The sequence below is a fragment of the Caulobacter sp. GW822-FHT01G02 genome (assembly GCF_058802865.1).
The window spans coordinates 674570-697414 of record NZ_JBXAON010000001.1 but is presented as its reverse complement, the minus strand read 5'-3'; the positions used below and the strand labels follow the sequence as shown (position 1 = coordinate 697414).

Here is a 22845-nt window from a genome sequence, read left to right as displayed (position 1 = left end):
CGACTTGCCGCCGTCGCCGGGCGGCGTAGTGTGGCGGCCAATAACCGTCCGATTAGGGAGATGAGACGATGGCCGACTTCGGGGGAACCGAGCTCGACGCCTTCCGCGCCGAGACCCGCGCCTGGCTCGAGGCCAACTATCCGCCGTCCCTGAACGCGCCGATGAGCGAGGACGAGGCCCCGTGGGGCGGCCGCAAGATGGTCTGGAAGAACCCGGATGCGAAGCTGTGGCTGGACCGCATGGCCGAGAGGGGCTGGACCGCCCCGATGTGGCCCAAGGAGTACGGCGGCGGCGGTCTCTCCAAGGCTCAGAACAAGGTGTTGGAGCAGGAGCTGCGTCGCCTGAAGGCCCGCCCCGCCCTGATGAGCTTCGGAATCTGGATGCTGGGCCCGGTGCTGCTGGAATACGCCACCGAGGAACAGAAGCAGCGCTTCCTGCCGCAGATCGTGCGTGGCGAGACCCGCTGGTGCCAGGGCTACAGCGAACCCGGCGCCGGCTCCGACCTCGCGTCCCTGCAGACCAAGTGCGAAGACAAGGGCGATCACTACCTGATCAACGGCCAGAAGGTCTGGACCAGCTACGCCGACCAGGCCGACTGGATCTTCTGCCTGGTGCGCACCGACACCAGCAAGAAGCACGAGGGCATTTCGTTCGTGCTGTTCGACATGACGTCGCCCGGCGTCGAGGCCCGACCGATCAAGCTGATCAGCGGCTCCTCGCCCTTCTGCGAGACCTTCTTCGACAATGTGAAGGTCCCCAAGGACCAACTGGTCGGCAAGTTGAACGGCGGCTGGGACATCGCCAAGCGCCTGCTCCAGTACGAGCGCCAGAACATCAGCGCCTCGGGCTTCGGCGGCGGCGGCGGGCTCTCGCCCGTCGACGCAGCCAAGAAGGAGATCGGCGTCGATGGCGAAGGCCGCATCGCCGACGGCGACTTCCGCGCGCGTCTGGCCGCCCATTCGATGGACGCCCACGCCTTCATGCTGACCGTGCGCCGCGCCGAAGCCGAGTCCAAGCAGGGCTCGGGCCCCAGCGCCGCCGTCTCGATCATTAAGTACGCCGCCGCCAAGATGAACCAAGAGCGCACCGAGCTCCTGGTCGAGGCGCTGGGCTTGCAGGGTCTCGGCTGGGAAGGCGAAGGCTTTACGTCGGAAGAACTGGCCGCCCCCCGCGCCATGCTCCGCGCCAAGGGCAACTCGATCGAGGGCGGCACCAGCGAGGTGAACCTCAACGTCGTCGCCAAGCGGGTTCTTGGCCTGCTGGACCATCAATAGTCCGATGATCGAGTTTTGGTACGAGTTCGCCTCGACCTACTCCTATCCGGCGGCCATGCGCATCGAGCGGCTGGCCGCCGACAAGGGGGTGGCCGTGGCCTGGCGGCCGTTCATCGTCGGCCCGCTATTCCATGAGCAGCAGGGGCTGAAAGACAGTCCTTTCAACGCCTTCCCCGTGAAAGGCGAGTACATGTGGCGCGACCTGGAGCGGGTCTGCGAGCAGCAGGGCCTGCCCCTGCGTCACCCCAGCCAGTTCCCGCGCAACAGCCTGCTGGCCGCCCGCGTGGCCCTGGTCGGACTGGAGGACGGCTGGACGCCTCAGTTCAGCCGCGCCGTCTACCAGGCCAACTTCGTCGACGACCTGGATATCTCCAGTCCCGAGGTTCTCGCCCCGCTGATCGCCGAGGTCGGCGCGGGTCCCGAACACGTCCTGGCCGCCGCTCAGTCCGATCCGATCAAGGCCCTGCTCAAGGACCATGTCCGCATGGCCAAGGAGCGCGGCCTGTTCGGCGCGCCCAGTTTCCTCACCGCCGACGGCGAGCTCTTCTGGGGCAACGACCGTCTGGAACAGGCCCTCGACTGGGCCGTCCGTCATCAATCCAGGGAGCACGCCTGATGGCCGTCCTGACCGAAGAACAGACCATGCTGCGCGACGCCGCCAAGGGTTGGGCCAGCGAAAGCGCCCCCGTCGGCGCCCTGCGCAAGCTGCGCGATGGCAAATCCAAGCAGAGCTTCGATCCCAACGCCTGGGCCGAGATGGGCCAGATGGGCTGGGCCGGGGTGATCGTGCCGGAGGACCATGACGGCTCGGCCTTCGGCTATCTCGGCCTGGGCCTGATCCTGGAAGAGACTGGCCGGACCCTGACCGCCTCTCCGCTGCTCTCCACCGCCATGATCGCCGCCTCGGCGCTTCAGCTGGGGGGTTCGGACGCACAGAAGTCGGCCTGGCTGCCCAAGATCGCCACCGGCGAGGCCGTCGCCACCCTGGCCGTCGACGAGGGCTCGCACCACAATCCGGCCCGCACGGCCCTGACCGCGACCAAGGGCGCTTCGGGCTTCGTGCTGAACGGGACCAAGACCTTCGTGCTGGACGGCGAGGCCGCCGACCTGCTGATCGTCGTCGCTCGCACCGGCGGCGCGGTGGGCTCGACCGAGGGCCTGACCCTGTTCCTGGTCGCCGGCGACGCGCCCGGCGTCGTCCGCACGCACCTTTCACTGATCGATTCGCGCGGCGCGGCCCGGGTCGCCTTCGATGGCGTCGAAGTCGGCGCCGACGCGGTGCTGGGCGAGGTCGACAAGGGCTGGGCGGTGCTGGAGCCGGTCCTGGACCGCGCCTATGCCGGCCTGGCGGCCGAGATGCTGGGCAGCGCCTCGGCGGCTTTCGATATCACGCTGGACTACATCAAGACCCGCACACAATTCGGCCAGGTCATCGGCACGTTCCAGGCCCTGCAACACCGCGCCGCCAAGTGGTTCACCGACATCGAGACGACGCGCTCGTGCGTCGAGGCGGCGCTGGAGGCCCTGGATGCCGGGGGCGACACCCGCGCCCTCGCCTCCCTCGCCAAGGCCAAGGCCAGCGACCTCGTCCACCTCGCCTCCAACGAGATGGTCCAGATGCATGGCGGCATCGGCATGACCGACGCTCACGACGCGGGTCTCTACATGAAGCGCGCCCGCGTCACCGAGGCCCTGTTCGGCGGCGCCAGCTTCCACCGCGACCGCTACGCGCGGCTGATGGGTTTCTGACCCAACGCTACCCCCAGCCCTGGGGATAGGCCGCCTCCGCGAGGCCCGGATACCGTCGTTCTCGTACTGACGGAGCGGGTCTCGCGGGGAGCGGGCCAAAGACGGCTTCCGTCCAGGGGAGCCATCATGACCAAGACCATCGCCGCCAATTTTGCCCGATTTGGCGCCGTGCTGGGCCTCGCCCTCATCGCCACCAGCGCCCAGGCCCAGCTGCAGCTCAGCTACCCGGCCGACGCGACCATGACCTGCGACCAGATCAGCGCCGAGATGGTCCGCATGGACCAGATGATGGGCGTCTCCAACAACGCCATCGCCAGCGCCGAGGCCGGCGCGCGCGGGGCCGAGACGGCCGCCAGCCTGGGCGTCAACGCCGCCCTGTACAGCGGGGCTCTGGGCCGCGTCCCGGGTCTGGGTATGTTCGCCAACGCCGCCGCGGCCCAGGCCAAGGCCGCCGCGGCCGCCAAGGCTCAGCGCGAAGCCCAGAACATCCAGCTCGCCCAGCAGCGCCGGGCGGTCATGGGCGGCCTCTATCAGGGCAAGTGCGGCGCGGCCGCCGTCACGCAAGTCTCGGCCGCCATGACCACCGCCGCGCCGACCGCGTCCGCCGCGCCGAACCTGCTGGCCACGACCCAGGAAGTCTCCTTGCGCGGCGCCGCCTCGCCGACCGGCGCGATCGTCGGCAAGGTCAAGGCCGGCGGCGCGGTCTATCCGACCGGCCAGCGCAACGGCGTCTGGATGGAAGTCGACGACGAGAACGGCGCCCGGGGCTGGATGTCCTCGGCCTTCGCCAAGCCGAAGTAGTTCTGAACGGCGGAGGCGCTCGGCGGTGCGCCTCCAACAAGGCCCGTGGCGTACGAACCTTCGCCTTCTGGGTAGCTGACGAGGGCTCGCACGCGTGGGACCAGATCGCTCGAATCCCTCCCGTCCCCGGGTCAGGTTCGGCGGCCTGGGGCGCGGGAACCGCCGCCCGCGCCAACGGCTCTTCCTTGCGGTTCCCCGATCGCAGGAAGGCCGCCCATGCCCGACGCCGGTCCAGGCAAGAGCGAGACAGGGCCAGGGGCGACCTCGCCACCGACCGCCAGAGCAGGAGCCAACAGCTCCCCGCCCGTCCCATTCCTTGTTCCGCACCATCTTCAAGCCGCCCTTTCGAGGCGGCTTTTCCTTTGCCCGCTTCAGATCAGTTCAAGTCGCCACGCACCTAGATTGAGTAGTTATGTCGACCACCCGACAGACACTCAAAATGCCAAATGATGGCGAAAAGCAGGCTGTTTCGTGGACTCTTCTGTTTTTGCGGCCGTCCTGACTGCATTGTGTCGGCTAAGCGACGGCACCCAGCAACGCCCCCACCTATAGCTTGAAACCCTTGCCGTGAGACAGCGTTCGATTCCACATGACTGGGCCGTTGGCGACCTTGAAGAACCGCTTGCTTTCCGCGCTGCCGTCCGAGGACAGGGCCCTTCTCGCGCCACATCTGTCCGCGATCGATCTGGAGAAGGGGCGCCTTCTCCATGATCCGGGCGACCAGATCGATCAGGTCTATTTCCCGAACGATTGCGTCATCTCGCTGATGACCCTGATGGAAAACGGCGCGGCCATCGAGTCGGCCACCATCGGCCGCGAAGGCGCTCTGGGCCTGATGGCCGCCGTCGCGCCGCGACAAGCTCTGAGCCGCGCCATCGTCCAGGCTCCGGGCTCGACCCTGCGGATCGCCGCTGCGCCCCTGCATGAGGTCTGGAGGCGAAGCGCCGCGCTGCGCGATCTGGTGGATCGTCATAACGAGGCGCTGTTCGGTCACGCGATCCAGTCGGTGGCCTGCAACGCCCTGCACGCCGTCGAGGCTCGTTTCTGCCGCTGGCTGCTGGGCTGCCACGACCGCATCGACAGCAACACCGTCAACCTGACCCAGGAGTTCCTGGCCGACATGCTGGGCGTCCAGCGCACGACCGTCACGGCCGTCGCCGGTTCGCTGCAGAGCAAGGGCCTGATCCGCTATCGCCGTGGCGTGGTCGACATCCTGGACCGCGACGGCCTCGAAGCCATGGCCTGCGAGTGCTACGGCGCGGTGCGTCGCGGCTACGAGCGGCTGCTGCCGGCGTCTTTCGCCGGCTAGCCGGGGCTAGCGCCGACGAGACGGCGCGGGCGCGTGGGCCAGCCGCAGCAGGTTGGCGGCCCCGGGCGCGCCAAACGGCGTGCCGGCCACGACCAGCAGGCGCTCGCCCGGCGCGACGAGACCCAGCTCCAGCGCCTTGCTCGACGCGTCGGTGGTCACGACCTCCAGGCTGTCGGGCTGGGCGCTGACGCGCGGCTCGATTCCCCAGCACAGGGTCATGCGGCGCACGGCGTTGATGTCGGGCGAAAGCGCCAGGACCGGCTGCAGCGGGCGTTCACGGGCCAGGCGACGCGCGGTCGCGCCCGTGGTTGTGAAGGCCACCAGGCACTTGGTCGAGCCGGACTTGGCCGCGCCGGCGGCGGCGACCACCAGCACGTCGGCGTCGTCATCGTCGTGGCGCTGTTCGGCCTGCATCAGTTCGGGCCAGCGCGGATCGCGTTCGACGCGCTCGATGATGCGGTTCATCATCGACACCGACTCTTCGGGATAGTCGCCGGCCGCCGATTCCGCCGACAGCATCACCGCGTCCGCGCCCTCGTAGACGGCGTTGGCCACATCCGAGGCTTCGGCGCGGGTCGGGGTCGGCGAGCTGATCATCGACTCCAGCATCTGGGTGGCGACGATCACCGGGATGCCGCGCTCGCGCGCCGCCCGCAGGATTTCCTTCTGGGCCACCGGCACCTCTTCCGGGGCCATTTCGACGCCGAGGTCGCCACGAGCCACCATGACGCCATCGCAGAGGTCGAGGATCGGCCCCAGCACCTTCAGGGCCTGGGGCTTCTCGATCTTGGCCAGCACGGCGGCGCGGCCTTCGACGATCCGGCGCAGCTCGGCCATGTCCTCCGGGGCCTGCACGAACGACAGGGCGATCCAGTCGACGCCGAGGCGAAGCGCGAAGGCCAGGTCCTCGCGGTCCTTCGGCGTCAGGGGCGACATCGGGATGACGACGTCCGGCACCGCCACGCCCTTGCGTTCGGACAGCTTGCCGCCATTGACCACGGTGGTGTTGGCATAGCCCGGACCGGCGTCGGTCACGGTCATGCGCAGCTTGCCGTCGTCCAGCAGCAAAGTCGCGCCTGGCCGCATGGCGGTCAGGATCTCCGGATGCGGCAGATGCACCCGCGTTTCGTCGCCCGGGGTGGGGTCGCTATCGAAGCGGAAGGCCTGGCCGGCCTTCAGCATGACCGGACCTTCGGCGAACTTGCCGACGCGCAGCTTGGGGCCTTGCAGGTCGGCCAGGATGCCCAGCGGGCGGCCCACGGTCTTCTCGGCCTCGCGGATCGCCGCATAGACGGCCGCGTGGGTCTCGTGGGCGCCGTGGCTGAAGTTCAGGCGGAAGACGTCCGCCCCGGCCCTGGCCAAGGTGACGATCATTTCCGGCGTGCTCGAGGCCGGACCGAGGGTGGCGACGATGCGCGAGCGACGGGCGCGGATCATGCCGTCGCTCCTTCCTGGTCTTGGGTCAGCCCGGCGGACAGAAGGCGTCGCCCTCGTTGGAGGCCAGCCTGATTTCGGTGAATGACAACGTCATGCGTCCGGCGGTGGACAGCGCGAAGGGGGACGAAACATGCGTCATGTCCGCGCCCTTGGCCCTGAAGCAGGAAAGTTTGATCTTGGCCGTATGCCATTCGCCGCGTTTCACACCTGACAACGTTGACGTAACGTCTACCGTCGCACCGCAGGATTCGCCACAGGCCAAACCCAGGGAGACCGGTTTCTCTGGGGACGCATCCACCCTGTACCGGATCATCACCGCCATGTCGCCGGTGGTCTGGCGCGAGAGATCGACCGGCGGGCCGGCGATCGTCAGGCTCCCCGGCCCCTCCCCGCTCCACGTCGCCTGACGGGCGTTCTCCTGCGCGCCGGCGTCGATGGTCTTCAGCGAAATGGCCCCGCTGGCGTTCAGGGCCCACGGCGGCGGCGCGCGGCCGGCGGCGAAATAGCGGTCCACATTGACCGCCGCCGTCGAAGCGACGCCGGCGTCTTCGGACAGCACCGCGACCTTGCCGGGCTTGGCGTAGCTCAGGCCGTAGCCGTAGGCGAACTGCGGATCATAGTTCTTGTCGCCGACATTCAGCGGCTCCTGGTCGGCCCGCTTGGGCCACGAAAACGAGAGCTTGCCCCGGAAGTCATGGCGCGGCTTGCCCGCCTTGTCGCCAATCAGCACGTCGGCGACACCGCCGCCTTCCGAGCCCGGCAGCCAGGCCGCCGCGAAAGCGTCCGAAGCGTTGATCTCGGGATTGGTCCACAGCGGGCGGCCGCTGAGGAACACCGAGACCACGGGGATCCCGGCAGCCTTCAGCTTCTTGAGCAGGGCCAGGTCGGTCTTGTCGCCGGGCTGGTACTCGACATTGGCGATGTCGCCCTGGAACTCGGCATAGGGGTTCTCGCCGAACACCACGATGGCGACGTCAGGCTTGGTCTTGAAGTCGCCCGAGGCCGACAGTTCGGCGCTACCGCCGCCCACCTTCATCGCCTCGGCGACGCCGGCGTAGATCGACTGGCCGTTGGGGAAGTCGCTGTTCTTGTTGCCCGTGCCCTGCCAGGTCAGGGTCCAGCCGCCGGCGGCCTTGCCGATGTCGTCGGCCCCGTCGCCCGCCACCAGCACATGGGCCGAGCTTTTCAGCGGCAGGACGCCGTTATTCTTCAGCAAAACGAGCGACTTGCGGACGGCCTCGCGGGCCACGGCGCGGTGCGCGGGCGAGCCCAGCAGTTCGTACTTGCCCTCGAGCGGGCGCTTGTCCTCGAACAGGCCCGCCTTGACCTTGACCCGCAGGATGCGCCGCACGGCGTCGTCGATCCGCGCCATCGGGATCTGGCCGGCCTTCACCTGGGCCAAGGTATTGTCGTAGAGGCCCTTCCAGCTATCGGGGGCCATGATCATGTCCATGCCGGCCAGATAGGCCTGGGCGCAGTTGGTGTTGGTGCAGCCCTCGACCTGGCCGTGGGCGTTCCAGTCGCCGACCACGAAGCCCTCGAAGCCCAGCCGCCCCTTCAGCACGTCGGTCAGCAGGCTCTTGTTGCCCGTGTGCTTGACCCCATTCCAGCTGGAGAAAGAGACCATCACCGACAGGATCCCCGCGTCGATGGCCGGCGGATAGCCGGCGGCGTGCAGGCGGACGAGATCGGCCTCGGAGATCTGGGCGTCGCCCTGGTCCTTGCCGCCCACGGTGCCACCGTCGGCCAGGAAGTGCTTGGCCGAGCCGGCCACATGGTTGGCGCCCAACGGCTTGCCGGCGATCAAAGGTCCCTGCAGGCCCAGGGTCATCGGGCCGGAATAGGCCTTCACCACCTCCGGGTCCTCGGCATAGCCCTCATAGGCGCGGCCCCAGCGTTCGTCGCGCGGCACGGCCACGGTGGGACCAAAAGTCCAGTCCGCGCCGGTCGCGACCATCTCCTGCGCCGTCGCCTCGCCGATGCGGCGGATCAGGTCCGGATCGCGCGCCGCGCCCAGACCGACATTGTGCGGGAAGATCGTCGCGCCCACGACGTTGTTGTGGCCATGCACGGCGTCGACGCCGAACATGATCGGGATTTCCTGGTGACCGCCGCGCTTCTCCAGCGCCGCCGCGCGGAAGGCGCGGATCCACTCGACCCAACGCTGGGGCGTGGCGCGGTCATTGCCGTCCGGCGCGCTGTTGCCGCCGACCAGCACCGAGCCCAGGCGATACTTCGCCAGCTCTTCCGGCGTGATCGACGCGCCGTCGGCCTGGATGGTCTGGGCGACCTTCTCCTCGACGGTCATCTGGCTCATCAGCTTGGTGATGAAGGCCTCGGTTCGGGCGTCGGTGATCGTCGCGGGACTGTGGGCCTTGGGCCAGACGCTCGGATGGGCCGTCGCGGCGTTCTGCGCCAGGGTCGTTCCCGTGAGGCCGCCGGCCAGGATCAGGGCCAGGGCGGACGCGCGGACGAGGCTGGATGCGGACATGGTTCTTCCCAAGGATACGCCGCTCCCGGGCGGATCGCGTGAATTGAAGGGGAAAAGCGCTCGACGCGGCGCTTGCGGGAAACCGCGCCGAGCGAAAGATGAAGCGGTTCAGGCCCGCTTGGAGGGGAGTGATCGTGCGTCGAGAGCGCGCGAAACGCGCTCTTCTCCAGGGAGAGCGAGCCTGCTGATCCGGCTTGAATGGAGACATTCAAACCGGGCAGGCTGCACGACGCGACGGGCGCTGTCGGGCGAAGTCATTGGCGTTTCCTCCGACGCCGCCTTCGTGGACGACCGTCTTGATCGAACTGATGTCGCGCCGATGGGACAGCGCTGTCAAGGCCAATATGATTGCGGTAACACGTAACGAGCAGCTCCATCGCCTTAGCGGGGCGCCTGTCCGGTGGACTCTCGGACCACCAGCTCGAAGTCGAGAACCCGTGAGGGCGGCGGCGCGCCCTCCTCCTGTTCCACGCCGTGCATCAGCATGTCGGCGCCGGCGCCGGCCATGGCGAAGATCGGCTGGCGCACGGTGGTGAGCTGCGGCCAGGTGATCTTTGCGCCGGGCGTGTCGTCGAAGCCGGCGACCGACAGCTGGGCCGGCAGGTCCAGGCGCATGCGGTTGGCCACGGCCATCACGCCCAGGGCCATGTCGTCGTTGGAGGCGAAGATCGCGGTCGGACGATCGGCGCCGCCCAACAGCTTCTCGGCCGCGTCGAAGCCCGAGCGGAACGAGAAGAAGCCCTGCTCCACCCGATCGTCGCGGACGATCAGGCCGCTGTCGCGCATGGCGTCCAGGAAGCCCTGGTGGCGCAGGTGCGAGGCGCCGTGGTCGGGGTGGCCGATGATGAAGCCGATGTCGCGGTGGCCCAGCCCGATCAGGTGCTTGGTCATCTCGTAGGCGGCCAGGCGATCGTCCATGCTGACCCACGGGGCGCGGTCTATATCGCCGCCCGGCGCGATGCGGACATAGGCGACGCCCGCCTGCTCCAACGCGGAGAGCACCAGCGGATGGTCGCTGAGCGGCGGGGTCAGGATCACCCCGTCCATGCGCAGGGTGGCCAGCATCGGCTGGACCTGTTCCTGGATGTCGCCCGTCGAGTCGATCGGCTCGACGATCAGGTGGAAACCCTCCTGCCGGCACCGCGCGATGGCCCCCAGTTGCACGTCGGTGACGTAGCCGGGGCTGGGGTTGTCGAAGAAGACGCCGATCAGATAGGCCTTCGAGCCCGCCAGGCTGCGGGCCGAGATGTTGGGCCGATAGTTCAACGCCGCCACGGCGGCCTGCACCCTGTCACGGGTGTCGGCCTTGACGTTGGGCTCACGGTTGAGGACCCGCGAAACGGTCTTGATCGAGACCCCGCTCTCGCGGGCCACGTCGTGGATCGTGACTTTGGCGCTCAATTCCATCCCTCGTCGCGCCGATTCTCTCCGGCGTGGCGGATACTAAGCCATGACAGGGTTGTCATGGCGAGCCCCAAGAAGACGACTACGAAACCGCCGCCCTGCCCTCCGGCGTCATCGCCACCGCCGCGCCGATCAGGGCGGTGTGCGGATGCAGGATGACGTGGGTCGGAATGGACTGGGTGTAGTGCGACAGGCGGCCCTTGGCGTCGAAGCGCTCGCGGAACGGGCTCGTCTCCAGGATGTCGATGATCCGGGGGGCGATGCCGCCGGCGATGAACACGCCGCCGCGCGCGCCCAGGGTCAGGGCGATGTCGCCGGCCGTCGAACCCAGCACCGCGCAGAAGCGGTTCACCGTGGCCAGGCTGTCGGTGCAGCCCTCGATCGCGCGCTCGGTGATCTGCTTGGCGGCCAGGGTCTCGACCTTGCGGCCCTCGGCTTCGGCCAGGGCCACGTGCAGGTCTTCCATGCCAGGACCCGACAGGATGCGCTCGACCGACACGCGGCCGCCGTCCAGCTGCTTGGTCAGGGCGCGCAGCACCTCGATCTCGATCGCGTCGACCGGCGCGAAGGCGACGTGGCCGCCCTCGGTGGCCAGCGGGATCTCCTGGCCGTGACGGCGCACCAGGCCGGCGACGCCGAAGCCGGTGCCCGGACCGAGGATGGCCAGATCCCCCTCGCCCGAGGTCGGCAGATGACCGACCTGGCGCAGGTCCTTGGGACTCAGGCGCGGCGCGGCCAGGGCCTGGGCGGTGAAGTCGTTGATCAGCTTGGCGTTCCGGAAACCGCCGGCGCGACGCAGGCTGTCCTCCGAGATCCGCCAGTCAAGATTGGTCATATGGACCGAGCCGTGCTCGATCGGGCCGGCCACGGCCACCACCGCCTGGTCGGGATGGCGGACGCCGACCTTCTGGAGGTAGTGCTCAATGGCGTCCTCGGCCGTGCCGTAGTCCTCGCCCTTGTAGGTGGTCGGCTCGATCAGGCGCGGGTCCTGACCGTCGAATTCGACCAGGGCGAAGCGGGCGTTGGTGCCGCCGATGTCGCCGACGAGGCCGAGCCCCACGCTGTGATTGCCGTCCATGACGATGCGCTTCCTCAAGCGAAGACGGACGCGCCGGCGTCGGCGGCGCCGACCCCGCTGCGCATCCATCCAAACAGTTCCCTACCAAAGCCCGGCTTGGACGCCGGGACGTTCGCTGGCGTACGGGCGCGCAGAACCGCCTCGTCCACCAGGATCTTCAATTCGCCGGTCTCGGCGTTGACGCTGATCACATCGCCGTCCTGGACATAGGCCAATGGCCCGCCCTTGGCGGCTTCCGGCGTCACGTGGATGGCGGCCGGGGTCTTGCCCGAGGCGCCGGACATGCGGCCATCGGTGACCAGGGCGACCTTGTAGCCCCGGTCCAGCAGCACCGAGATCGACGGCGACAGGTTGTGCAATTCCGGCATGCCGTTGGCCGACGGGCCCTGGAAGCGGACGACGACAACGACGTCGCGGTCTAGTTCGCCGCGCTTGAAGGCCGCGATGAAGTCTTCCTGCTCCTGGAACACGGCGGCCGGGGCGGTGATCACGTGGTGCTCGGGCTTCACGGCCGAGATCTTCATGACGCCGCGGCCGAGGTTGCCGGCCAGCAGGCGCAGGCCGCCCTCGGGGTTGAACGGATCGGAGACCGGGCGGACGATGGCGGTGTCCAGGCTCTCGGTCGCGCCCTCGCGCCACTTCAGAACGCCGTCCTCGAGGTGCGGCTCCTGGGCGTAGAGCGATAGGCCGGAGCCGGCGATGGTCTGGACGTCCTCGTGGACGAGACCAGCCTTCAGCAGCTCACGGATGATGAAGGCCATGCCGCCGGCGGCCTGGAAGTGGTTCACGTCGGCGGCGCCGTTCGGATAGACCCGGGCCAGCAACGGCGTGGCCTTGGAGATGTCGTCCAGGTCTTCCAGCGTCAGCTGGACGCCGGCCGCGTGCGCCATGGCGACGATGTGCAGGGCTAGGTTGGTCGAGCCGCCGGTGGCCATCAGGCCCACCACGCCATTGACGATCGACTTCTCGTCGATCATCCGGCCGACCGGAAGGAACTCGTTGCCCTTGTTGGTCACGGCGGCGGCGCGGCGCGCGGCTTCCTTGACCAGGGCCTCGCGCAGCGGCGTGTTCGGATGCACGAAGGCGGAGCCGGGCAGATGGAAGCCCATCAGCTCCATCAGCATCTGGTTGGTGTTGGCCGTGCCGTAGAAGGTGCAGGTGCCGGGGCCGTGATAGCTGGCCTGCTCGGCTTCCAGCAGCTCGGCGCGGCCGACCTTGCCCTCGGCGTAGAGGGCGCGGATGCGGGCCTTTTCCGAGTTCGGCAGACCGGAAGTCATCGGACCGGCGGGCACGAACAGGGCCGGCAGGTGACTGAAGGTCAGGGCGCCGATCACCAGGCCCGGCACGATCTTGTCGCAAACGCCGAGGTAGAGGCCCGCGTCGAAGGCGTCATGGGTCAGGGCCACGGCCGTGGCCATGGCGATGACCTCGCGCGAGAACAGCGACAGCTCCATGCCCGGCCGCCCCTGGGTGACGCCATCGCACATGGCTGGCACGCCGCCGGCGAACTGCGCGGTGGCCCCGACCTCACGCGCCGCGGCCTTGATCAGCGCGGGATAGGCTTCCAGCGGCTGGTGGGCCGACAACATGTCGTTATAGGCCGAGACGATGCCGATGTTCGGCGCGTTCGGGTCCAGGGCGCGGACCTTGTCAACGCCCGGCGAGGCGGCGAAGGCGTGCGCCCAGTTGGCGCAGGACAGCTTGGCCCGCCCCGGCTGGCTGTCGATCGCGTGCTGCATGTTGGCAAGGTAGGCCGCGCGGCTGTCCTTGCTGCGCTCGACGATGCGGGCGGTGACTTCAGCGATGACCGGGTTCAGGCTCATGGCGACTACTCCGCCCAGAGGATGCGGACCTTGGCGCGGTCCTGGTTCAGAATGGCGGCGATCGGCAGGGTCGGGTCGACCTCGCCGTCCAGCAGGGCGCGCTTGGCCTGGCCGGTGATCAGCAGCACGATCAGCGCCGACTGGGTCAACGCCTGGAAGGTCAGGCTGATCCGGGGAATGTCAGGGGCCGGATCGCCCGGCGGCACGGCCAGCACCAGTCGGTCGGACTCAGGGTCGAGACCGCGCGCCAGCACCGGCGAGCCGGGGAACAGCGAGGCGAAGTGGCCGTCGGGACCCATGCCCAGCAGCACCGCGCCGAACGGCGTGGCGGACGCGACGCCGGCCTGGGCCTTCAGCGCCGCCTCCTCATGGCCGACGCCTTCGAAATACAGCGGCGAGAAGCCGGCGCTGGCCGCGCGCCCCCTCAGCAGGTGACGGCGCACCAGGCCTTCGTTGCTGCTGGGATCGGTCGGCGGGACCCAGCGCTCGTCGGTCAGGGTGACCATGACCTTGTCCCAGGGCGCGGTCAGGGTCGCCAGGCGATCATAGACCGGGGCCGGCGTGGAGCCGCCCGTCGCCGCGAAGCCGGCCAGGCCATGCTCGGCCACGGCCGTGGTCAGGGCCTCGACGATGGTCGAGGCGGCGGCGTCGTACAGCGCCTCGCGGGTCGGGAAGGCTTCGATCTCGGGCTTGGGAAGCGAGGATTGGGCCATGCTTACGCCTTCCACGACCGGCCGCCGGGCGAGATCAGGCCCTGCGCCGACTGCGGCCCCCAGGTGCCCGCCGCGTAGTGCGCTGGCTCGATATTGGCGTCGGCCCAGGCGGCCGAGACGTCGTCGATGAACTTCCAGGCGGCCTCGACCTCGTCGCGGCGCACGAACAGGGTGCTGTCGCCGCGGAAGACGTCCAGGAACAGCTTCTCATAGGCGATGCGGCGGCGGCCGCCGCTCTGGCTGAACGACAGCGACAGCGGCAGCGACTGCAAGCGCATGCCCTCTTCCGACAGGCCCGGGCGTTTGTTCATCACGGTCAGGATGATGTTCTCGTCCGGCTGCAGGTCGATGACCAGACGGTTCGAGCACAGGTCGCCGCTGGTCGCCGGGCCGAAGATGTTGTGCGGCAGCGGCTTGAACTGCACGACGATCTGGGTGCGACGGTCGGGCAGGTTCTTGCCGGTGCGCAGGAAGAACGGCACGCCGTCCCAGCGCCAGTTGTCGATCGCCACCTTCATGGCCACGAAGGTCTCGGTCTTGGTGGGCTTGCCGACTTCGTCGACATAGCCGACCCGCGCGGAGCCCTCGACGACGCCGGCCACGTACTGGCCGCGCACGGTGTCGTGGGCGACGCTGTCGCGCGTGAAGGGACGCAGGCTGCGGAGAACCTTGACCTTTTCGTCACGGACGGCGTCGGCGTCGAAGCCCGACGGCGCTTCCATGGCCACCAGGCACAGCAGCTGCAGCATGTGGTTCTGCACCATGTCCCGCAGCGCGCCGTACTCGTCGTAATAGGGCCAGCGGTCGCCGACCTTCTCGGTCTCGGCGATGGTGATCTGCACGTGGTCGATGGTGTTGCGGTCCCACAGCGGCTCGAACAGCACGTTGGCGAAGCGCAGGGCGGTCAGGTTCTGGACCGTCTCCTTGCCCAGATAGTGGTCGATCCGGAAGATCTGGCTTTCGTCGACGATCGCGCCGACCGCGGCGTTGGTCTTCCTGGAGCTTTCCAGGTCGCGGCCGATCGGCTTTTCGAGAACGAGGCGCGTGGTCGGGCCCGTCAGGCCGGCCGCCTGCAGCGCCACACAGGCCGCGCCATACAGGCTGGGCGACAGCGAGAAGAAGATGACCATGGTCTCATGCGGGCCGATCCGATCGGCCAGACGCTTGGTGTCCTCTTCCTTGGTGATGTCGACGGCGACATAGTCGAGACGGGCGGCCAGGCGGTTCCAGGCCGCCTCCTCCACCGTGGCGCGCTTGCCTAGTTGCTCGCGGACCAGGGCCTTGTAGCTCTCGGGCGTATGGTCCGCGCGGGCCACGCCGACGATGCGCAAGTCGTGCGGCAGCAGTCGGTCGACTTCCAGGAAATACAGCGAAGGCAACAGCATTCGCAGGGCCAGATCCCCCGCTCCGCCCAGCAGCACCAGCACTTCGCGCCCGTTATCGGCGTCTTGGTTCTTCTTAGCCAATGTCGTCCACCCTATGACAACGTTGTCATGACATGCTTGCGGCGGAAAGGCAAGCGGTCGCCAGCCGCCAGCCCCTCCGGGCCTTCGCGCCGGCCCTAACTAGGCTAAACGCCTGGCGCCCGCCATAAGACCAATCGGCTTTTGGCGGGTGAATTTTCGATGACGCGGGCCGGCGAGAGGGCGGTCGTGCCTCGTCATCCGGTCAAAAACGGCTTTCCGTGGAAGCCCCTGCCCTATTTGCCCGCGCGGGCGGGCGAGCCGGCGGGCTGGCCGGTGCGGAACCTGTCCTTCATCCGCCCGATCCAGCCGTTGAAGGCCTCGTTATCGGCGGTGACACGGCTGAAGTCCGAGGCCGACAGTGATTCGACGTTCATGCCCTGCAGCGCGACGCGCAGGCCATCGGGGTTGCCGGCGCTGTCGACAAAGCCCGACCAGCGCGCGCGCAGGCGGGCCAGGGAGGCGTCGTCGTCGGCCAGGCTGTAGGCCACGGCCGAGCGCAGCAGGCGGGCTTCGTCGCCCGCGCTCAGCGCGCCCGGGGTCTTGAAGCGGTCGCCCAGAGAGCGTTCGTACAGCGCCCCGGCCGTCGGCCAGGTGTGCTGCTTCCAGGCGATCTCGGCGCGGATCTCCTGGCCGTCGCGGCTGTTGTCCTTGTCGATCAGCTCCAGCGCGTCGTCGAAGCGGCCCAGGCCCATCAGGGCGCGGGCGGTGGCCAGGCGCCGTTCGACATTCAGGGCCGGCGGCAGGATGGTGGTGCGGGTCGCGTTGATCGCGTCCAGCGCGTCCTCCGGCTTCTTGTTCATCAGGTAGATCCAGGCCAGGTCGGTGGCGACCTGGGCCTTGGGCACGCCGTTCAGGCGGTTGTCGACCTGGTACTTCAGCAGCTTGCCGGCGTCGTCCAGCAGATCGACGTCGACCAGGCGGCGCACCAGGTTGCGGACCATCTGGTCGCCGTCGGCGCCGATCGGAGTCAGGTCCTGGAAGTCGTAGAACAGCCCCACGGCCTGGACCGGCTGCATGCCGTCGGCCAGGCCTTGCAGGAACAGCTGCCGGAAGGTGTTCGACAGGTCGTTCTGCAGCGCCACGGCTTCGGGGCGGTCGGGCAGTTGGCGGCCGGCCGAGCGCAGCACCTCCAGCGCCTCGCGATAGCGGCCCTGGTCGATATAGAGACGGCCCAGCGAGCGGATGACCTCCAGTTCGACGCCGTCGCCGCGCCAGCGATAGCGCAACTGGTTCAGCGTCTCGGCGGTCTTCTGGGCGGTGATCTGGCCCTTGGCGTAGCCAAGCTCGGTCGCGTGCAGCATGGCCGGGGTGGCGATGCGGTCGTACGGGGCCTTGGCGATGGCCTCGAACATGCGACGGGCTCGGACTTTCTCGCCCTTGGCCTCGAAGGCGCGAGCCTGGGTCAGGCGGATGTCCAGTTGGTCCTCGACCGGGACCTTGGGCACGGCCAGGGCCTGGTTGATCAGCTGCATTGCGCCGGTCACGTCGCCGACGCCGAGCGCGGCCTGGGCCTGGGCGTGCAGGAAGCGCGCGCGCCAGGTCGGCGGGAACAGATCGAGGGCCCGGCCGCCGCCGGCGAACTTGGCGCGGGCGTCGGCCCACTGGCCTTGCTTGGCGGAGATGTAGCCACGCCACAGGGCGCTGGACGGATCGTCGGACAGCACGGGCGAGGAGAAATCGGCGTCGGCCTCGGTCAGGCGGCCGGCGAACACCTTGGCCACGCCGCGCAGGCCGCGGAACTCGGCGTCGCCCAGCAGGGTCTGGTGCTTGCGGCCCGCGGCGTTGAGCACGCCGATCGCCTCGAACGACATCTGCGAGCCGACCAGGAAGCGGGCCAGCGACATGCGGGCGGCGCGGTCACTGTCCTTGCCCTCGCCGTCGGGCGCGGCGGCGACGGCGCCCTGCAGGGCGTTGTAGCGCGCCAGGAAACCGCCCGAACCGGTCTTGGGCCAGTTGTCGAGGTCGATCAGGGCGGGCATCGACATCGGCTGCGGCGCGCCGGCGGCGGCGGCCTCCGGCGGGGTGTTGGCCGAGATCGGCGAGAGGATCAGGCCTTTGGGGCGGCCGATGCGCAGCAGGTCGCCGCTGGCCTGGACCACCAGGTCGCTGGCATAGGCCTCGGCGGCCAAGCCCTGCGCCGACTGCAGCAGCGCCATCTCGACATAGTCACGGCGCGACGGCAGCCCCTTGGACGGCGCCAGGGCCGGGGCCACCATCAGCTTGTCGCCGACGGCGGGATCGTCGACCCAGACCGGCTTGGTGACGCCGGAGACGGCGGCCGACAGGGTGGCCGGGCGTACGCTCTCGTCGCGCGCCACCTTGATGACGTCCGGCGCCTCCTGCGTCCCCGGACCCAGGCTGATCTTCCACAACCCACCCTGCCCTTCGGCCACGTAGGGCGTGCCGGACGGGGTGACGATGCGCAGCGCCGCGTAGTCAGCGCCCTTCAGGGCCTGGATCTTGGAATAGCGGACGCTGGACGACGGCAGTTTGGAGATATCCAGCCGCGCGGGCGTGTCGAACACGATCCACACCGCCTCGCCGCGCCGGAAGACAGCGGCGCCGGCCGGCGCGGCCCAGTCGAACGACAGCGTGACCTGCTGGTCTTCACGGTCGAAGCCGACCTTGACCACGCCGCCGGCGGGCATCGGATTGGGACGGCCGATCGGGGCGGCCGGCGGCGGCGTCTGGCTGGCCGGCGGCGCGCCGGGACGGGCGAACAGATTGACGAAGTCGACGCCGTCGGCGTTGCCGAGCCGGGCGTCGGCGTCATCCGTCAGTGTAATGACAATTACCAGCCCGCCGTTGATGTGACGGGCCTCCGAGGCCTTCAGCCAGCGCGGCGGCGCGATCTTCAGGGTCGAGAGATCGGGATTGGCGTCGCGGTTGAACCGCAGCACCAGGGTCTGGCCCTCGCGATGGGAAACGAGCTTCGCGCCGCCGCTCCAGTGGAACTCGATGCGCGAGAAGTCCGCCGCCTGCGCCACGCGCACGTCCAGAGACGCGCGCGCCGCGGGCGGCGGCGGCGCGGCGTACACGGACGGCGCCAGCGTCCCCGCGATGACCGCGGCGGCGACGCTGGAGCGCAGGAGCTGGCGAAGGATCATGGGCCTCCCTTAACCGGCCTTCTTGGGGGCGGACTTGGCCTTGGGCGCGGCGGGATCCGCCGCACCGGCGAGGCCGGCGTCCGCCTGTTGCTTGTTCGGCGCGGCGCCGGGAGCGGCTGGCGTGGCGGCGTTGTCGGCGATCGCGGCCTTGCCCTTCTCGACCACCGGATTGGCCATGCGCGAGGCCAGGCGTTCGGTCAGGATCTTGGCGTCGCCCGGGGTCATGTTGGCCAGGATCTGCGACAGGGCCCGTTCCTTCATCTTGGCGGCGATCGGCAAGCGCACCTCGTCCGACAGCAGGGTCATGCGGGCGGCGGCGTCCTTGGGCTTCATGCCCTGGTAGACCGTGACCAGGCGATCGACCTCGGCCTGCTTCTGGGCGTCGACCTGGCCCAGCAGGCCGGAGATGTCGCCCTTCAGCCCGGTCAGGGCCTTCATCTTGGCGTCGAGCTTGGCTTCGGCGGCGGCCAGCAGCTGCAGCTGGACGTCGATGTCCTGCTCGCGCTGGTCCAACTGGCCGCGACGGGCGCCCAGGCTCTGCAGCACGCGCAGCTCGGCGGGCGAAAGGCCGGCCTCCTTGGCCAGGGCGTCGGCCGACGGGGCACAGACGCGCGGCGGCGGCGCGTTGGCGGCGGCTGGCTGGCCGGCGCCAACGGCCGACGGAGCCTCTTCGCCGCCCTTGGCGTCCTTCTTGTCGGCGACACCCTCGGCGAAGGCCTTGGCCCCGCTCATCAGGTCGGGCAGCGACTTGGCGCCGGCCATGGCGTTGATCGCCAGCACCCCGCCGACGGCGACGCCGACCAGGGGGAGGATGCGCGGAACGTTCTTCATCGGCGGGGAGCCCTGGGGTTGGCGGACGGGCTTTCGCCCGGTCCGTCGAAGAGGTCATCATCGATCCGCGCCCGTGAACGCGGCGTTTCGTTGGTCTGTCTTGGCGCGACGCCGGGACGCGAAGTCGGGCGCGAAACGGGTTCGCCGCGGGCGGCGCGCTCGACGCGGTCCTCGCGGTCCAGCAGGCGCTCGAAGTCGGCGGCCGACAGGCGGCGCTCCTCCTGCGGTGCGGGGGCCGGCGGCGTCTCGCGGCTCAGGCGCGGCGCGGGACGCTCGGCTGGGGCTTGCGGCCGCGCTTTCGCAGCCAAGGTCGGCGCGGACGGCGGACGATCAACGATCTCGCCCAGCTGGGCGGCCAGGGCCTGGGCGCGCTCGATTCGCATCGCCAGGGTCTCGGCGGCTTCGTCGGTGGCCGCGCGCAGGTCGGCCAGGCCCTGTTCGGCGCGGGCCGCGGCGTTGTCCAGATCGGCCACCGCCTTGGCGAAGCCCTCATGGCTGTCGCGCAGCGCCTTCAGGCGACGCTCGAGACGCCAGCCGAAGACCAGCGCCGCGATCAGCAGCACGGCCAGGAACCCGTTCATGGCGAAGGCGACGAGGCTCATTTCAGCTTCTGCACGGCCTTCTTGGCGGCGGGCGTCAGCGGCGCCTCGGCCCGCACGGCGATCGAGTGGTTGCGGCGGCCCATGCGGCCGCGCGTTAGCGGGATGGCCCCCGCGCGCAGCTCGACCAGGCTGTCGGGTGTGGCGTTCAGCATCAGCGTGTCGCCGATCTGCATGTTGAGCACGCGCGACAGCGGCACCTGCTGTTCGTCGAGCACGGCGCGGACCTCCATCTGCGTGGTCCACAGCTCGGTGGCCAAGTGGCCTTCCCAGATGTTGTCGCGGCCGAACTTCTCACCCATGAACTGCTGCAGCAGCATCTTCCGGATGGGTTCCAGCGTGGCGTAGGGCAGCAGCAGCTCGATGCGGCCGCCGCGGTCCTCCATGTCGATGCGCAGCTTGACCAGGATCGCGGCGTTGGCCGGCCGGGCGATGGCGGCGAAGCGCGGGTTGGTCTCCAGGCGGTCCAGCGAGAAACTGACCGGATGCAGCGGCTCGAAGGCGCTCTTCAGGTCATGCAGCACCACCTCGATCATCCGCTGCACCAGCACGCGCTCGATCGTGGTGTAGGGACGGCCCTCGATGCGCATCGCGGCCGTGCCGCGACGGCCGCCCAGCAGCACGTCGACGATCGAATAGATCAGGTTGGAGTCGACCGTCAGCAGGCCGTAGTTGTCCAGTTCCTCGGCGCGGAACACCGCCAGGATGGCCGGCAGCGGGATCGAGTTCAGATAGTCGCCAAAGCGTATCGAGCTGATGTTGTCGAGGCTGACCTCGACGTTGTCGGACGTGAAGTTCCGCAAGCTGGTCGTCATCAACCGCACCAGGCGGTCGAAGACGATTTCCAGCATCGGCAGGCGCTCGTACGAGACCAGCGCCGAGTTGATGATGGCGCGAATGCCCGTGCGGTCCTCGCCGCCGTCGCCGGAGAGATCGAAGCCCAGCAGGCTGTCGATCTCGTCCTGGTTCAGGATGCGCTCGGAGCCGCCTTCGCCGGCGCCGTCGTCCCAGCCGCCCATGCCGCCGGAAAAGTCGCCGAATTCGTTCGTGCCGCCGCCGGCGTCGCCTTCACCGAAGGCGCCGGGGGGATTTTGCGAGGCCCATTGGGCCATCGCGGCCTGATCGTCGATTTCGTCCGCCATGATGGTTCGCCCAACCGGCCCGAAGGCTAGTTGATCAGCATCTCCTCGATGAGGACCGCGTTCACCTTGGCCGGCGCGGCGACCAGGTTCACTCGGCGCAGCAGCTCGTAGCGCAGCTGGTAGGTGCCCTGGCTGCCATTCAGATCTTCCGGGCGCAGCTCGCGCAGGAAGGCCTGGAACATGTCCTGGAGCCTGGGCAGATTCGGCGTCAGCTCCTCGGCCGTGTCTTCGTCCGGCAGCTCGAAGGTCAGTTTCAGCTTCAGGAAGGTCGACTTGCCGTCGGCGGTCTGCATGTTCACGACGATGTCGGGCAGGGTGTAGAAGACCACGCCGTCGGGGCCTTCCTTGATCACCGGCGCGGGACCGCCGGCCGCGGCCGCGCCGCCCTCGCCTTCCTTCTTCTCGCCGTGACCGCCCTTCTCTTCCTTCTTTTCCTTCTTCTTTTCCTTCTTTTCAGCCCCGTGCTCGCCGGCTTCGGCGGCCGGCTTCGGCTTCATCAGGAAAAAGGCCGCGGCCCCGCCACCGCCCAGAACGAGGACGCCCGCGGCGATCGCGATGATCAGGATCGGCGGCTTCTTTTTCGCCGGAGCTTCGCCCTCGGCGCCGTCTTCGCCTTCGGGAGCCGGAGCTTCCTTTTCGGGTTTCTTGGCCACGCGCGCGGTTCCTTGGAATCTATACCCGTACACATGCGGGGCACATGGTTAACGATCTGTTCTTGAGGCCATTTGGTCGCAGGCTGAATCTGCCCGGCAGACTCCGACCAACACCCAGCCATTAACCTTCCTATTCGTTGAATTATAACGATTTTTTGCGCTGGCACGAAGGTTGCTTCAAGGGTTTCGGCGCATTTGTCGCGCCAGCCGCCCGAGTTAACTCGCCATGGACAACGCGCTCTACGTCGGCCTCTCGCGTCAGATGACGCTGCGCCGCCAGCTCGACATCGTGGCCAACAACATCGCCAACGCCAACACGACCGGCTTCAAGACCGAGGACCTGATGGTCCGCACGGAACAGGCCAAGCCGGCCAAGACCCTGGACGGCGCCTCACCGGTGAAGTTCGTGCTGGACGACCGCGTCGCCCGCGACTTCACCCAAGGCGCCATGACCAAGACGGGCGGCGATTTCGACCTCGCTATCGAGGGTACGGGCTTTTTCCACGTCCAGACCGCCGCCGGCGATCGCTACACCCGCGACGGCCGCTTCACCACCAACCCGGAAGGCCAGTTGGTCACCCAGGAAGGCGCTCAGGTGCTGGACGACGGCGGCGGCCCGCTGCTGATCGACCCGACCCTGGGCCCCGTCTCGATCGGCAAGGACGGCACGGTCAGCCAGGGCGCGGTCCGCGTCGGCCGCCTGGGCGTGGTCCGCCCCGACGACCTGGCCTCGATGGCCAAGGACGGCGACAACCTCTACCGCAACACCGCCAACACCACCCTGCAAGCCGCGCCGGACGCCCGCGTCCACCAGGGCATGCTGGAATCCTCGAACGTCCAACCGGTTGTCGAGATCACCAAGCTGATCGAGATCCAGCGCGCCTACGAGGGCGTCGCCAAGATGATGGACAACACCGCAGAACTTTCGCGCAGCGCCGTCGAGCGTCTGGGCAAGCTGAATTAAGGGG

18 protein-coding genes are annotated in these 22845 nt (G+C 68.8%); 6 read left to right on the top strand and 12 right to left on the bottom strand.

Features of this window, described 5'->3' with window-relative positions:
• Positions 1-68: 68 nt before the first annotated feature.
• The 5 genes from AC1RNC_RS03185 (at position 69) to AC1RNC_RS03165 (ending at position 5133) form a co-directional block, all read left to right on the top strand.
• The gene (locus AC1RNC_RS03185) at positions 69-1274 is read left to right on the top strand and encodes an acyl-CoA dehydrogenase family protein (protein WP_492883657.1); all 1206 of its coding nucleotides are present in this window, start codon (positions 69-71) and stop codon (positions 1272-1274) included.
• Positions 1275-1278: 4 nt separating this feature from the next.
• Entirely contained in the window at positions 1279-1890 is a 612-nt protein-coding gene (locus AC1RNC_RS03180; RefSeq protein ID WP_492883656.1) for a 2-hydroxychromene-2-carboxylate isomerase, read from the top strand.
• Complete coding sequence (locus tag AC1RNC_RS03175; protein WP_492883654.1) at positions 1890-3023, top strand: acyl-CoA dehydrogenase family protein; 1134 nt, start codon at positions 1890-1892, stop codon at positions 3021-3023. The genes AC1RNC_RS03180 and AC1RNC_RS03175 overlap by 1 nt, the downstream gene beginning before the upstream one ends.
• A gap of 126 nt (positions 3024-3149) precedes the next feature.
• Positions 3150-3824 (top strand): SH3 domain-containing protein, encoded by a 675-nt coding sequence (locus AC1RNC_RS03170; protein WP_492883653.1) that lies wholly within the window; start codon positions 3150-3152, stop codon positions 3822-3824.
• Positions 3825-4446: 622 nt separating this feature from the next.
• Positions 4447-5133: a Crp/Fnr family transcriptional regulator gene (locus AC1RNC_RS03165; RefSeq protein WP_492883651.1), complete on the top strand. Its 687-nt coding sequence runs from the start codon at positions 4447-4449 to the stop codon at positions 5131-5133.
• Positions 5134-5139: 6 nt separating this feature from the next.
• Here the strand turns inward: AC1RNC_RS03165 and pyk are convergent, their stop codons facing one another.
• From pyk to fliL, 12 genes are all read right to left on the bottom strand, one after another.
• Positions 5140-6570: a pyruvate kinase gene (pyk, locus tag AC1RNC_RS03160; protein WP_492883649.1), complete on the bottom strand. Its 1431-nt coding sequence runs from the start codon at positions 6568-6570 to the stop codon at positions 5140-5142.
• Positions 6571-6595: 25 nt separating this feature from the next.
• The gene (locus AC1RNC_RS03155; RefSeq protein ID WP_492883647.1) at positions 6596-9061 is read right to left on the bottom strand and encodes a glycoside hydrolase family 3 protein; all 2466 of its coding nucleotides are present in this window, start codon (positions 9059-9061) and stop codon (positions 6596-6598) included.
• Between the two features lie 381 nt (positions 9062-9442).
• A complete protein-coding gene (locus AC1RNC_RS03150) occupies positions 9443-10462 on the bottom strand; it encodes a LacI family DNA-binding transcriptional regulator (protein WP_492883645.1) in 1020 nt (339 codons plus the stop codon).
• An 85-nt stretch (positions 10463-10547) separates the two neighbouring features.
• Positions 10548-11543 carry a glucokinase gene (glk, locus tag AC1RNC_RS03145; protein ID WP_492883643.1) on the bottom strand — a complete coding sequence of 332 codons (996 nt, stop codon included), beginning with the start codon at positions 11541-11543 and terminating at the stop codon, positions 10548-10550.
• A gap of 14 nt (positions 11544-11557) precedes the next feature.
• Positions 11558-13366 (bottom strand): phosphogluconate dehydratase, encoded by a 1809-nt coding sequence (edd, locus tag AC1RNC_RS03140; protein ID WP_492883641.1) that lies wholly within the window; start codon positions 13364-13366, stop codon positions 11558-11560.
• 5 nt (positions 13367-13371) lie between these two features.
• Positions 13372-14079 carry a 6-phosphogluconolactonase gene (pgl, locus tag AC1RNC_RS03135; RefSeq protein ID WP_492883639.1) on the bottom strand — a complete coding sequence of 236 codons (708 nt, stop codon included), beginning with the start codon at positions 14077-14079 and terminating at the stop codon, positions 13372-13374.
• Positions 14080-14081: 2 nt separating this feature from the next.
• Complete coding sequence (gene zwf / locus AC1RNC_RS03130; RefSeq protein ID WP_492883637.1) at positions 14082-15545, bottom strand: glucose-6-phosphate dehydrogenase; 1464 nt, start codon at positions 15543-15545, stop codon at positions 14082-14084.
• Between the two features lie 233 nt (positions 15546-15778).
• On the bottom strand, positions 15779-18652 hold the full coding sequence (locus AC1RNC_RS03125) for a tetratricopeptide repeat protein (RefSeq protein ID WP_492883635.1): 2874 nt from the start codon (positions 18650-18652) through the stop codon (positions 15779-15781).
• 9 nt (positions 18653-18661) lie between these two features.
• Positions 18662-19483 carry a MotE family protein gene (locus AC1RNC_RS03120; RefSeq protein ID WP_492883633.1) on the bottom strand — a complete coding sequence of 274 codons (822 nt, stop codon included), beginning with the start codon at positions 19481-19483 and terminating at the stop codon, positions 18662-18664.
• Positions 19480-20085 (bottom strand): DUF6468 domain-containing protein, encoded by a 606-nt coding sequence (locus AC1RNC_RS03115; protein ID WP_492883631.1) that lies wholly within the window; start codon positions 20083-20085, stop codon positions 19480-19482. Before AC1RNC_RS03115 ends, AC1RNC_RS03120 begins: the two co-directional genes overlap by 4 nt.
• The gene (gene fliM, locus AC1RNC_RS03110; RefSeq protein WP_492883629.1) at positions 20082-21224 is read right to left on the bottom strand and encodes a flagellar motor switch protein FliM; all 1143 of its coding nucleotides are present in this window, start codon (positions 21222-21224) and stop codon (positions 20082-20084) included. The genes AC1RNC_RS03115 and fliM overlap by 4 nt, the downstream gene beginning before the upstream one ends.
• Positions 21225-21250: 26 nt before the next feature.
• A complete protein-coding gene (gene fliL, locus AC1RNC_RS03105) occupies positions 21251-21877 on the bottom strand; it encodes a flagellar basal body-associated protein FliL (RefSeq protein ID WP_099579784.1) in 627 nt (208 codons plus the stop codon).
• A gap of 226 nt (positions 21878-22103) precedes the next feature.
• Between fliL and flgF the strand changes: the two genes are divergently transcribed.
• Entirely contained in the window at positions 22104-22841 is a 738-nt protein-coding gene (flgF, locus tag AC1RNC_RS03100; protein WP_492883627.1) for a flagellar basal-body rod protein FlgF, read from the top strand.
• The last annotated feature ends 4 nt before the right edge of the window (positions 22842-22845 follow it).